This window comes from Alteromonas sp. ABH2_165, assembly GCF_056159945.1.
The window spans coordinates 83,880-97,170 of the sequence record NZ_JBSWWF010000011.1 but is presented as its reverse complement, the minus strand read 5'-3'; the positions used below and the strand labels follow the sequence as shown (position 1 = coordinate 97,170).

Here is a 13,291-nt window from a genome sequence, read left to right as displayed (position 1 = left end):
TAAAATGCGGAAACGTTTTTCCTGGCAGAGCGGCAAGAGATTGCCGCTCTTTTGTTATTTGTTGCCGCATAGCTGGAGAGAATGGCGATGAAAGAAACAGAGTTTCAACTGGGTGATATCAAACTATCAGCATTGGACAACCAGGGTGCTGGCACGGTGGTAATCGGACTTCATGGTTTTCTGGATAATGCGGCTTCTCTAGCACCACTTGCCCCGTATTTGCAGAACAGCCGGTTTATCGCGCTGGATTTAGCTGGTCACGGGCACTCTTCCCATCGTCCGGCTGGCGCCCATTACCATCAAGCTGATTTCCTGCAAGATTTGTATGCGCTGATCACAGAAAATGCGTTTTCAGACGTTATTCTATTAGGCCATTCCCTGGGGGGTATTTTAGCAACACTGTACGCTGCCGCTTTTCCCGACCACGTCAAAGCCGTTATTAGCATTGATGCCTGTGGACCACTCACAAAATCAGCGGAAAGCAGTGCTGAACAAATGCGAGAATCGATTCAAAGTCGTTTTAAGAAACGCAAAAACCGGCTAAATATCGTTGATTTAGAGGATGCGGTTAAAGCCCGTTGTGCGGTATCAGATATTGATGAAGACAACGCTAGAGTGATTCTTTCCCGCAATCTCACGCAAGATGCATCGGGGCACTGTTTCTGGTCGAGCGATCCTAAACTGCGAACCAAATCTACCCTGCGCTATACTGAAGAGCAGGCCGAAGCGCTCATGCGAAATGTGCTTTGCCCGGTGTGGTTCGCTGCTGCTAGCAACAGCTTTAAGAAAATGCCGGATGTATATGGCGCGCGTAAAGATTGGTTTGTTTCTAGCCAATGTGAAGTGTTTGATGGGGGTCACCATATTCATATGGAAAAAACTGACGAAGTGGGGAGGGCAATTCGCCAGTTTGTTGAACAATTGTAAACAGGAACGTTTATCTTTTTGTTGTCATCCTATAAGATACGCAACTAATCAGACCAGTTGTAAAATATTGGTTAAGCAGTATCTGTAAATCAACTATAAAAATAAATGTTACCGGAGGGTGTGTGGAAAAAATTTGGTTAGAGCATTACGACCCAAGTGTTTCGGCAGACATTGACCCTGATCGCTATGCCTCTATTGTCGATATCTTCGAGCAGTCTGTAACAACCTATGGCGATCAGGTTGCTTACATGAACATGGGGCACAGCATCACGTTCAGAGAACTTGATGAATTATCAGCCCAGTTTGCAGCCTATTTGCAAAACAGTGGCCTTAAGCGAGGCGATGCCGTTGCTATTATGATGCCCAACGTGCTGCAGTATCCTGTTGCCATGTTTGGCGTTCTCCGCGCCGGTTTAACCGTTATAAACGTAAACCCGTTGTACACTGCTCGGGAGTTGGAGCATCAACTGAATGATGCCAATGCTCAGGCGATAGTGATTGTTGATAACTTTGCTGCCACGTTGCAGCAAGTGGTCGGCAAAACAAACCTTAAACATATTTATCGCACAGCCCTGGGTGATATGTTGCCTGCGCCAAAGCGTTGGGTGGTCAACCTGGGCGTTAAATATATCAAAAAGCTGGTACCTGACTTCTCACTGCCTACTGCCGAATCTTTTATGTCGGCAGTAAAAGCGGGAGAAAAGTTAAGCTATCAACGTCCTGACATTAAGGGTGAGGATTTAGCCTTTCTGCAGTACACCGGCGGCACGACAGGTGTGTCTAAAGGGGCCATGCTGACGCACCGGAATATGATTGCGAATCTTGAGCAAGTTTCCGGTATTCTTGAAATCGTTATTGAGCCCGGTAAAGATTTAGTGGTTACCGCGCTGCCGCTTTATCACATTTTCGCACTGTTGGCGAACTGTCTGCTGTTCTTGAAGTTTGGCTGTCCTAATCTGCTTATTACTAATCCGCGGGATATGCCAGGTTTTGTCAAAGAGCTGTCTAAACATCAATTTGCGATACTGCCTGGTGTAAACACCCTGTTTAACGGTTTGCTGAACACACCTGGTTTCAAAGAATTAGATTTCTCCCATTTCAAATTTGGTCTTGGCGGCGGTATGGCCGTTCAGCGTCCGGTAGCAGAGCGCTGGCAAGCTGTTACGGGAACAGTCTTGTTGGAAGGCTATGGTCTGACGGAATGTTCCCCAGTGGTTGCGGTGAACTCGCCTAAAATTAAAGCGTACAAAGGGGCCATCGGCATGCCTATTCCGTCAACAGACATTCGTCTGGTAGACGATGAAGGAAACGATGTGGCGCCGGGTGAGGCGGGAGAAATGCTGGTAAAAGGCCCTCAGGTGATGAAGGGGTATTTGAATCGTCCCGAAGATACCGCGGAAATTTTAAAAGACGGCTGGCTGTCAACGGGTGATATTGCGAAGTCGGATGACGAAGGTTATTTCTATATTGTTGACCGTAAAAAAGATATGATTCTGGTTTCCGGATTCAACGTGTTCCCGAACGAGATTGAAGAAGTGGCAGCCATGCACGAAGGTGTTGTGGAAGCAGCCGCGATAGGCATGCCTCACGATGTGAGTGGGGAAGTGGTGAAACTGTTCGTCGTGGCCAAAGACAAAAGTCTGACTGCCGAGCAGGTTATTGCCCACTGCCGCAAGCATCTCACAGGTTATAAAGTACCGAAGAAAGTGGTATTTAAAGATGACCTGCCGAAAACAAACGTAGGTAAAATCCTGCGACGGGAATTACGGGATTAATCGCTCCTGCTCGAATAAACACTTGGGACAGCCGGCTACTTTGCCGGCTGTTTTGTATGATGAAATATAAACTAATAACCGATAAAAAAGCGCTGAGAAGCGTGTGCGAAAAAGCGGCGGAAGCTGATGCGGTAGCCATTGATACCGAGTTCGTGCGAACCCGTACATTGACGCCTCTGCTAGGTTTGTTGCAGATGTTCGATGGCGAAAACCTGGTACTCATCGATCCGCTGGCGATTGACGATCTGTCTCCATTTGTCGAACTGATGGCCAACCCGAATGTGGTTAAGGTGCTGCACTCTTGTTCTGAAGATCTTGAAACGTTTCTGGCTGCCTTCGGCATGGTGCCAGCTCCCATTTTCGATACCCAGTTTGCTGCCAGTGTAATAGACATGGGGCCCACGTTGGGCTACGCCAGGTTGGTGGAATTAATGAGCAACGTGGTGCTGGATAAAGGCGAGTCTCGTACAGACTGGCTGGCACGTCCATTGCGCGAAGCGCAACTAAGTTATGCCGCCAACGATGTGCTTTACCTGTTACCCGTTTACCGCCAATTGGCTGAGAAAATTGCTCAGGTTGGTAAATACGAGTGGGTAACGCAGGAAATAGCTGTACTGGCAGAAAAAAAGAAAGCCCAGGTGTCTTTAGAGCAGGCATATCTGCATCTGAAAAACCTGTGGCGTTTAACACCTGAACAACTCACGGTATTTCGTCATCTCGCGGCATGGCGGCTAAAAGTGGCGCGGCAGAAGAATCTAGCATTGAATTTTGTGATTCGAGAAGGCCAGATGTTTGATATTGCTGTCAGAATGCCAGTAAGTCGTAGTGCACTGAGTCGCACCGAGGGCTTGCAGCCCCAAACGCTGCGCCGCTATGGTGACATACTTATTAACCTGGTGGCCGAAGCCCGAGAGTTATTCGAAGACACGCCGGCTGATCGTAAGCTTGTACCTATACGCCGACTTATCGATTTTCCTGAATACAAGAAAAACCTGGCGGCAGTAAAACGGATCTGTGCGGAAGTGGCGCAAGCACAATCCGTAACCGAAGAAGTCATAGCGTCGAAAAAACAAATCAATCAATTACTGAAGTGGCAGTGGTTCGATTTAGATGAAACCCGTTCACAAGGTTTGTTACCAGACCTTCTCTCCGGATGGCGCCGGCCGCTGCTGGAGGAAAAACTGACCTCTCTATTGGGCCCACTGGCCTTTGACAAGTAGGCTAACGGCTTTCGATAATACCGAATAAACCCAGGAAATCTTATGTTGTGTGCAGTGTATAAAACTCGTCGCAAAGAAGGCATGTATTTGTATGTGCCGGGCAACAATGCCTTTGACGACGTGCCAGAAATTCTAATGCAAAAATTCGGCACGCCTGAATTAGTGATGCTCATCCCCCTTGATAAACGGCCTCAATTAGCCGGTGTGAGCAAAGCCGATCTCGAAGCCGCGTTAAAGGATAAAGGCTTTTATCTACAAATGCCGCCAAAGGAAGAGGACATGCTTGCGACCCATCGCGTAGAGCAGGGGTTAGCCCCCAATGTGGATAACAAGCGCTAATGTTTTTCAATCAGACTAAACGCTGCCTTATGGTGGCAGGTATAATGCTCTCGCTAGCCATACCCAGCGTGCACGCCGAAGAAAAAACAGAAGCGGGTTTCAATGCTTATTTAGACGACATCAAAACAGAAGCCGTAAATAAAGGCTTTGACGCCGCGTTGGTCGACAGTGCGCTGACCACCGCAACGTTCAGACCCACGGTGGTGAAAGCAGACAAAAATCAACCAGAAAAGAAAATTACCCTGGATGATTACCTGGCCACCCGGGTACCAGACTGGAAAGTGAAGCAAGCACTGGATTTGTATAACCAGCACAAAGCGTTACTGGATGAAATCGGTAAGCAATATGGTGTACAGCCGCGCTTTATCTTAGCTCTGTGGGGGAACGAGTCTAACTTCGGCAAAATACAGGGTAGCTATCCGGTGTTTTCCGCTCTGTTGTCGTTGGCTTATGAAGGCCGCCGAGAAACCCTCTTCAAAAAGCAGTTTTATGCCGCATTAGAAATTATTCAGGATGGTCACATTCACGTTGATGATTTAAAAGGCTCGTGGGCTGGCGCAATGGGACAAAGCCAATTCATGCCCACATCGTTTCTAACTTATGCTGTGGACTATGACGGCGATGGCCGAAAAGATATCTGGCAAACCCCAGCGGACGTGTTTGCGTCGATTGCCAATTTCTTGTCTAGCGAAGGGTGGAATGACGATTACACCTGGGGGCGTCAGGTGAAATTTGTTGATGGCTATAAGGGTGAAAATGCTGGCTTAGGCAAAGCGGATTTTGTCCCTCTTGCAACATGGCAACAACGTGGTGTGCGTAAGTTTGACCTATCCAATTTACCGGATGTCGATATTAACGCGTCGTTAATTATGCCTGATGGCATCGATGGGCGACTATATCTGGTTTACAATAACTTCCATACACTGATGAAGTGGAACCGGTCTTCCTATTTCGGCATTTCTGTGAGTTATCTTGCCGATCGCATTAAAAAAGGGCAATAGCATGTACCAGCATAAAACTTCAGATGGACAAGTCATTGATTTGCCCGTTACTCGTGCGGTATGTATAGGCCGTAATTATCACGACCACATTGCAGAATTAAACAATGCTGTTCCCGATGAAGCGTTGTTTTTCATGAAGCCGGCTCCCGCACTGTGCGATATGTCGCAGCCGGTAACGATTCCTGACAATTTAGGCGAATGTCACAATGAACTGGAACTCGCGGTTTTGTTGAATAAACCGCTGAAGAATGCGTCTGAAGAGGACGTGTTGGGTGCAATTGAAGGTTACGGTTTGGCGTTGGATCTCACCTTGAGAGACGTACAGAGTAAACTCAAGTCGCAGGGTTACCCGTGGGAACGTGCAAAAGCGTTCGATGGTAGCTGTCCATTATCAGGCTTTGTTCCGGCGTCTACGTTTTCTGATCCTACCGATATTCATTTTACCCTTCATATTAATGGTGAGATGAAGCAGCAGGGGCATACCGCTAAGATGATTCGACCTTTATTAGCGCTCATTGCCGAAATGTCGCGTGTATTTACGCTGACACCGGGCGATGTGGTTCTCACTGGTACGCCAAAAGGCGTGGGTCCTTTAGTGGCCGGTGACAACATTGAAGCTATTCTTGAGGGTGGCTTAATGGTTACAAGCCGGGTGGAAGCGTAATGGAACGTTTCTGGGAAACCAAATCGCTAGAAGAAATGAGTAATAGCGAGTGGGAATCGTTATGTGACGGCTGCGCAAAGTGTTGTTTGCACAAGTTCATTGAGGACGATGAGGCCGAAGAAGCTGCCCCAACAGACGTTATCAGTGAAGGCGAGGAAATTCATTACACCAATATCGCGTGCTCACTGTTGAACACCAAAACCTGTGCCTGTACCCGCTATGCCGAGCGAACTAAGTTGGTGCCTGATTGTGTAAAGCTAACGAAAGCGAACCTGAAAGACATCTTCTTTATGCCGCCAAGCTGTGCTTATCGTCGCCTGCATGAAGGACGTGGTTTGCCGTCCTGGCATCCGTTGCTGCATAAAGGCAAGAAAGCTAAGATGCATCAACAAGGGATGTCGGTAAGAGGTAAAACGGTGTTTGAAACCGATGTCGATTTGGATGCCTTCGAAGATTACATCGCCAGCTGGCCATTAAAAGATATCGATTAATCACAGCGCTGGCTTCTTACGAGGCAGAGCAATAGCGAGCAGTTTGTTTAACTGCTCGCTTAATTCAATCATGTTATTCCGTTGTGACTGCATAAAGCAGTGCATTTCTTCCGCTCACCCGTTTGCGTAAAAAACCCTCTTTTTCTGCCCCCAACTTTTCTGCCACCCGAAGGCTTGCCTTGTTGTTGGGTTCGATCAGAAGTTCCAGTCTGTGCAGGTTCATTTGAGTAAATGCCAGCTTTTTCAGTGCCTGACTTAATTGCACCGCAACGCCTTGTCCGCACGCCTCAGGGCGGATCCAGAAGCCAAGGTTAGCATTGCCATGCAGCGGGTGAATATAGTTAATAAAGCCCATGCCAAGACACTTTCCGTCCATCACAAGCAGGTAGGTAATGCCATAGCCACTATCGCGTTGCGCTTTTAACGTCGCGATGCACTGACGGGCCTGCGGTAGGGTAACCGGGCACAGCGCAGTACCCATCCACGGACGTACGTGGTTAATAGATAACTGTGCGGCTTCACAAAGCATCTCAGCATGCTTTTCACTGATCCTCTCAATACTGATTGGGCTGGCAGTGGTAGCGATAGCAGGAAGCCGGGAAGGGAGGGTAGATAAGTCGATCAAAAGGGTTTCTTGTCCAGAATACGGCTGCCAAACACGATTACGAATACGGTGGTGTAAACACCGAAGATCACCATCATCCATTCAGGCATGCCCAAACCGAACAAACGCCAGCCATCATCAAGACAATCGCCTTTCGCTTCAAAAATAAGCGGTAGCCATTCGTGCAGAGGCATAAATTCCGGGAAGTTAGGCACAATACCGCAGCTGGAAAAAAGGGAAAAACTATGGATGATTTCGTATTGCTCTTGGGCAATCATGAAACCCCATACTGAGGCCACGATCCAGCCAGCAAATGCCAGCATGCGGGTTACACCGTTGTTCACAATTAACACCAGCAACGCCGACAGCATAATACTAATCACAGCGGTGCGCTGATAGATACACATAATACAGGGTTGTAAGCCGTTTACATGCTGGAAATATAACGCGGTAGAAAAGAGCCCGAGGGCAGAGAGAAACAACAACAGCCAGGCGGGTTTGTGCTCCGCCTGGCTGCTAATCCATTGAATGACTTTCATTGTCCGATAATGACCTTAGTGCGATTCGCCACCCATCATCGGTGACGCAGTATGATGCTCAATAAGGTGCATATCATATAGCCACTGGGTCGAGTCTGCCAATCCAAAATAGGTGGCTGCCAGTCCTACCAAGGTGAGTACAATAGTATAAGGCAGTGCCATCACCACCATCTTGCCATATGACAGGCGAAGGAGTGGGGCTATGGCAGAGGTGAGCAGGAACAGGAATGCCGCCTGACCATTAGGTGTCGCAACCGATGGCAGGTTTGTTCCGGTGTTAATAGCAACCGCAAGCAGATCAAACTCGTCACGGGTGATTTGGCCTTCCTGAAGCGCAGCCATTACTTCTGTAATGTATACAGAGCCTACGAATACGTTATCACTCACCATAGACAGTGCGCCATTGGCCAGGTAGAACATGACGAGTTGCATTTCGCCTTCGAATGTCAGTACCCAGTGGATAACAGGTTGGAACAGGCCCTGGTCGATAATAACGGCAACCACACCAAAGAATACGCAAAGTAACGCAGTAAACGGCAACGCTTCTTCGAAGGCTTTGCCCAGTGCATGTTCTTCAATGATGCCGCTGGCGGAGGTAGCCAGAACAATAACCGACAGGCCGATAAGACCCACAGACGCAAAGTGACCGGCAAGCCCAACAACCAGCCAAACACCAATTAATGCTTGTACCGCCAGGCGCGCTTTGTCGCGATTCGTGCGGCCTTGGTCCATGTGCTTGTCGTAAGACACCAGAATGTCACGTACAGCTTCAGGTAACTTCGCGCCGTAGGAGAACAATTTTGCTTTCTCCAGAAATATGGTTGTGAGCAATCCACAAATAAACACAGGAACAGTGATTGGAGACATACGAACAAAGAACTCGCCAAAGCCCCAACTGGCTTTGTCGGCAATGATCAGATTTTGCGGTTCACCTACCATGGTCATTACACCACCGAGTGCAGTACCTACTGCCGAGTGCATCATCAGGTTACGCAAAAATGCGCGGAAATTCTCAAGGTCATCGCTACCGAGTTGCACGTTGCCGTCGTCGGTGTGATCGTGGTCGTGATGGAACTCTTTACCCGATGCCACTTTGTGGTAAATCGTGTAAAAGCCCAAACCTACCGCAATGATTACCGCAACCACGGTGAGCGCGTCTAAGAACGCCGATAAGAAAGCAGAAGCAATAATGAAAGAAAGCGATAAGACCAGCTTGTTTTTTACTCTTATAACCAGCTTGGTAAACAGAAACAGCAGCAGGTCTTTCATGAAGTGAATACCGGCTACCATGAACACCAGCAGCAACAGAACCTCAAGATTTACCTCGATTTCGTGCATCATGTGTTCTGGCGAAGTCATGCCGATAAACATGGCTTCAATGAGCAACAGACCACCCGGCTGCAAAGGATAGCATTTCAGCGCCATCGCCAGTGTGAAGATAAACTGGATTACCAGCACCCAACCCGCGGCGTATGGATCCACCATGAAAAGGAAGGGATTGATAATCAGAAACGCTACAATCGTTTTTTTGTACCAGTCCGGCGCATGCCCCAGAAAGTTCTTATAAAGCGCCATTGGTAGCGATGTTTGCATAGTTAATTTTCCTTTAACAACAAGTTGGCGGTGTGCCTGGCCCTATATTGATATTTATTCAGTGTAGCCGTTTTAAAAGACAAGTTATGGTTTTTAGTGGTTTTTTGTGACCCGTGACTTATCTGACATCTGACTCTACATCAAATTTTAACCCTGAGAAAGTCGGGCCAGATATCGATGTCGACGTGCTGCAATGCAGCAAATAAGGTGGTGGGTTGGCCCGAATGCACCTAGTAAACGTAAGATTATTTAAACATCAATAAGTTACAAAAAAAATAATAAAGCCAATTGGTTAACGAACAGGCTACCTACAAGATATGTAAAATTAAAAAGAAATTCGGATAAATTTAATAACAATTCATTTACTGGCGAAAATGTAGCCGTAATAAGGGCGTAGACCCCGCCAGCTCTCACTTTTGTAACGGGTTGTGTTACAAAGCGGGCGGGTAACACCGTCACTTAACTTATCGTTGTCCGCGCTCACTTTGTGAACTTTTCAATTTAGTCATGTTGATGTTAGGCAAAACGATATTGACCAGATACCTTACCAAAAGTAACCGCAGCCCTGGATAGTGCCTCAGCTTCCTGTTTTATCGCCAGGCAATGATGGTGATTCTCATCACTACCATTAGAAATCGAGCGAAGTAATTGCTCTGCATTTTCAACCGATGCCAATTGCGAGTGCGTCGATTCAACAATTTTTTGGTTGAGTAAGGTTATCGCATCAATGTCTTCCGCCAGCTGGCGAAACGAGTGAATCATAGTGCTAGCATCTTCTGATGAGCGTGTGGCAATGGTTGCGCAGCTGGACAATTGTTGAGCATTATTCAAACTTTCTCGTTGCAATTGTTCAATTTCCATTTGAATTTTTTCAGTCGCGTCGTGGGTCTTCATTGCCAATTCTCGCACTTCATCGGAAACGACCGCAAACCCCCGGCCATTTTCGCCCGCACGGGCGGATTCTATGGCTGCATTCAACGCTAACAGGTTAGTTTGCTCAGCAATTGATTGGATCAATTCAACCACGCTACCGATTGATACAATATGTTCTGACAAGGCTTGCGCACTCTTGCTAGATGCCATTAGTTCGTTGTGTAGGGTATGAAACTCATCGATAAATGATTGAATTCGCGTAATATTTGAAGAGGCTTGCTGATGACTGTTACGGGTGTTTGCTACCCCCTGATTGACAAGTTCATGAATTTGATTGGCTTTTTCCAGGATACTGCTGGTCATAGCACTCACAGAAGTCGTACTGTGTTTTTGTTCCGAACTGGTCGTTTCCGCATGATCGACTTCAGGTTTTACCTTTTCAACATGGCAGAGAATGTCGCTGGCCGTGGCAGACATCATGCGAATACTTTGTTCAAAATCGCCGAGTAACTGATTAAATGCCAGCGCGGTTTCACCTGCTTCAGTGCCGTATTCTACTGGGGCACGAAGTGATAAATCCTTTTCTTTTACGATTTTGTCCATGGTCTGCATTGTATCTAGCCACACGGTGCGGGCGCCATGTTCTACTACATTCAGGCCTAAGTCTTCATCACCACCTGAAACACGCAGATCGTGAAGTTTGTTAAGAATGAAAAATACCAGGTATCCGAGTCCGAAAGCCCAGACAAAATAAGCGACAATACCGGTGACTTGCGTTGCTGCTTGAGAGAGGGCACTGCCTGCAGGCAAAACTGACGGATCGGCGAAGAATGCAAGTGCCAGTGTGCCCCATACGCCACCAAAGCCATGAACTGCAATGGCTCCAACAGGATCATCGAGCTTAAATTGATAGATGAGCCAGTCTTCGGCGAAATAAACTATGATGCCACCTAACGCACCCACAATGAGTGCATAATTCGGTGAGATAAGCGCGCAGCCAGCGGTTATGCTAACCAGGCCTCCTAATACCCCGTTTAGTGTTTTTTCAACGGCAATTTTACCCTTACCCAAGGCCGCCGCCATCACAATACAAGCAAGGCCACCGCCGGCAGCAGAGAGCATGGTATTGAGAATAATACCAGGAACAGCATCGTCGGCTGCTAATTGACTACCGCCATTGAAACCGAACCAGCCAAAAAACAAAATAAATACACCCAAGGTGGAAAGAAGCAAATTGTGTCCGGCAATAGGTTGCGGTTCTTTTTTTTCGTTGAACCGGCCTTTTCGTGCCCCAAGTATAATAACCCCTGCCAGGGCGACCCAAGCGCCTACTGAATGCACAACAGTGGAGCCAGCGAAATCAACAAAGCCACGGGCTTCCAACCAGCCTACATGCTCTGCACCGGCGATACTGCCCCACGCCCAATGACCAGACACAGGGTAAATAATGGCACTTATCACAATGGTAACAATAAGATAAGCATTGAATTTCGCTCGCTCTGCTACCGCGCCGGCAACGATGGTGGCAGCCGTTCCGGCGAAAGTAGCCTGGAAAATAAAAAACGCAATCGTGGAAGGGGTGGTCACTTCGCTGCCCATAAAGCCGGAAAACGCCACAAATGTTCCCCCGTCGCTGCCAAACATGAGAGCATAACCCACGCACCAGAAGGCAATGACCGCTACGATGAAATCACTGACATTTTTTATTGCGACGTTGTAGCTGTTTTTTGCTCGTACAAAGCCTGATTCCAACATGGTGAAACCTGCTTGCATAAACATCACGAGTCCAGCAGAAATAAGAACCCAAAGGATATCGATAGGTGCCAAATCCATTTTCAGAATTGTCCGGTTATAGAAGGAGAATTCTTTTTAGTGTAGAACAAAAAATGAACTGCGTGCGATTTGGAGCAAATGAGCGTGCAATTTAAAAAAAAACGGGCCACCCAAGGTGACCCGCTAGTTTCATCTCACTTTTAATGAGGGCTGAGCTTACTGCTCTGCATCTGTTTTTGGCGTGTCTTCTGGCGCCGCATCACGCCAACGCTTACGCTCGCCTTTATCGCGTGGACCTTTGTCATGACGACCTTCACCACGGGGACCGCCGCGCATATCTCTTTGCTCACGAGACATCATTTTTTGTAACATGGCCGTTTTCTGTTCGTCAGTGAATACCGTCCAGAATTCGTCGCGCAGCGCCTTTTGCTTCTCTTTAAGTGTCACAAGTTTTTGTTTTTGCGCGTCGGTTAGCTCAATGTCTTTCATCATCTTGTGCATCATCGGCGGCATGGTTTGTTCCATACGATCCGCTTTGTCGTCGTCACTATTTGCAGCTAGCGCTAGCCCATTGATGCTTGCGCCCATGAACACTGCTGCGATGCTGACCAGACCAATCTTTTTAAGTGAACGTTTCATAATGTTCTCCTGGAAATTTGTTCAGCCTCTTATTGAGGACAGCTTCATACTAGCGCGCTGAATGTCACGAAACGTTAAGAAGTGCAAATCTGATGTGAACATATGAAAAGTCAGGCATTATTAGCCATGTTAGAGTAAAAACAGGGCGCCAATGAGCATTCTATTAATTGAAGATGATAAAGGTCTTGCCGAGTTACTTACTGAGTTTCTCAGTATGTCTGGCTACGATGTTGTCCATTGTGCCGATGGTGAAGCTGGTTTGCAGGCCGCGCTTACCCAAACCGACATCGACTTGGTGCTGTTAGATGTAATGCTGCCGAAAATGAATGGACTGGATGTACTCAAGGGCATACGCCAGCAAAGTGAGTTGCCGGTTCTTATGCTCACGGCAAGAGGTGATGACTTAGATAAAGTACTTGGCTTGGAGTTGGGCGCAGATGATTATCTGGCAAAACCATTCAACGACCGTGAACTGTTGGCAAGAATTCGGGCCATTATTCGACGGACCGGCGATAAGCTTTCATTATCCTCAGAGGCGGCGCGCGAAAACAAAAAAATGTTACTTCAAGTCGGTGACATTGAAATTGATACACAAAAAATGTCAGTCAGTTGTCATGGTAGCGAGCTGGAGCTAACGGGCAGCGAATATGCGTTGCTCAAGTATTTAGGAAGCAAAGCCGGCGAACTTATCAGCAAAGAGGTATTATCAGAAACTTGTCTTGGCCGTAGGCTACAAGCGTTTGATCGCAGTATTGATACGCACATCAGTAACCTGCGCAAAAAGCTCAATGCTGTGAACTCCTCGGTGGATATAAAAAGCCAACGCGGCCGTGGTTACGGAATTTTCGTCTGA

General features: G+C 47.5%; 13 protein-coding genes. 8 read left to right on the top strand and 5 right to left on the bottom strand.

The genetic code is table 11. The features are described 5' to 3' along the window. Positions 1–87: 87 nt before the first annotated feature. The 7 genes from ACXAFQ_RS19385 to ACXAFQ_RS19355 all read left to right on the top strand — a co-directional run bounded on the left by ACXAFQ_RS19385 (position 88) and on the right by ACXAFQ_RS19355 (position 6,417). Complete coding sequence (locus ACXAFQ_RS19385; RefSeq protein ID WP_474825029.1) at positions 88–927, top strand: alpha/beta fold hydrolase; 840 nt, start codon at positions 88–90, stop codon at positions 925–927. Between the two features lie 122 nt (positions 928–1,049). Further along, a complete protein-coding gene (fadD, locus tag ACXAFQ_RS19380; RefSeq protein ID WP_474825028.1) occupies positions 1,050–2,702 on the top strand; it encodes a long-chain-fatty-acid--CoA ligase FadD in 1,653 nt (550 codons plus the stop codon). A 56-nt stretch (positions 2,703–2,758) separates the two neighbouring features. Then, complete coding sequence (rnd, locus tag ACXAFQ_RS19375) at positions 2,759–3,922, top strand: ribonuclease D (protein WP_474825027.1); 1,164 nt, start codon at positions 2,759–2,761, stop codon at positions 3,920–3,922. Between the two features lie 42 nt (positions 3,923–3,964). Beyond that, positions 3,965–4,261, top strand: coding sequence for a YcgL domain-containing protein (locus ACXAFQ_RS19370; protein ID WP_474825026.1), 297 nt, complete (start codon positions 3,965–3,967; stop codon positions 4,259–4,261). Further along, the gene (locus ACXAFQ_RS19365; RefSeq protein WP_474825025.1) at positions 4,261–5,262 is read left to right on the top strand and encodes a lytic murein transglycosylase; all 1,002 of its coding nucleotides are present in this window, start codon (positions 4,261–4,263) and stop codon (positions 5,260–5,262) included. The genes ACXAFQ_RS19370 and ACXAFQ_RS19365 overlap by 1 nt, the downstream gene beginning before the upstream one ends. A gap of 1 nt (position 5,263) precedes the next feature. Next, a complete protein-coding gene (locus ACXAFQ_RS19360; RefSeq protein WP_474825024.1) occupies positions 5,264–5,926 on the top strand; it encodes a fumarylacetoacetate hydrolase family protein in 663 nt (220 codons plus the stop codon). Then, a complete protein-coding gene (locus ACXAFQ_RS19355; protein WP_474825023.1) occupies positions 5,926–6,417 on the top strand; it encodes a YcgN family cysteine cluster protein in 492 nt (163 codons plus the stop codon). The genes ACXAFQ_RS19360 and ACXAFQ_RS19355 overlap by 1 nt, the downstream gene beginning before the upstream one ends. 73 nt (positions 6,418–6,490) lie before the next feature. On the opposite strand, the gene ACXAFQ_RS19350 is transcribed toward ACXAFQ_RS19355, so the two are convergent. From ACXAFQ_RS19350 to ACXAFQ_RS19330, 5 genes are all read right to left on the bottom strand, one after another. Next, positions 6,491–7,042, bottom strand: a complete 552-nt coding sequence (locus tag ACXAFQ_RS19350; protein WP_070125413.1) for a GNAT family N-acetyltransferase — start codon at positions 7,040–7,042, stop codon at positions 6,491–6,493. Next, positions 7,039–7,560, bottom strand: coding sequence for a disulfide bond formation protein DsbB (dsbB, locus tag ACXAFQ_RS19345; RefSeq protein WP_474825022.1), 522 nt, complete (start codon positions 7,558–7,560; stop codon positions 7,039–7,041). The genes ACXAFQ_RS19350 and dsbB overlap by 4 nt, the downstream gene beginning before the upstream one ends. A 15-nt stretch (positions 7,561–7,575) precedes the next feature. Next, positions 7,576–9,153, bottom strand: a complete 1,578-nt coding sequence (gene nhaB / locus ACXAFQ_RS19340) for a sodium/proton antiporter NhaB (RefSeq protein ID WP_474825021.1) — start codon at positions 9,151–9,153, stop codon at positions 7,576–7,578. A 516-nt stretch (positions 9,154–9,669) separates the two neighbouring features. Beyond that, positions 9,670–11,859, bottom strand: coding sequence for an ammonium transporter (amt, locus tag ACXAFQ_RS19335; RefSeq protein ID WP_474825020.1), 2,190 nt, complete (start codon positions 11,857–11,859; stop codon positions 9,670–9,672). Positions 11,860–12,015: 156 nt separating this feature from the next. Continuing rightward, entirely contained in the window at positions 12,016–12,438 is a 423-nt protein-coding gene (locus ACXAFQ_RS19330) for a hypothetical protein (protein WP_474825019.1), read from the bottom strand. 151 nt (positions 12,439–12,589) lie between these two features. Between ACXAFQ_RS19330 and ACXAFQ_RS19325 the strand changes: the two genes are divergently transcribed. Beyond that, positions 12,590–13,291 carry a response regulator gene (locus ACXAFQ_RS19325; protein ID WP_474825018.1) on the top strand — a complete coding sequence of 234 codons (702 nt, stop codon included), beginning with the start codon at positions 12,590–12,592 and terminating at the stop codon, positions 13,289–13,291.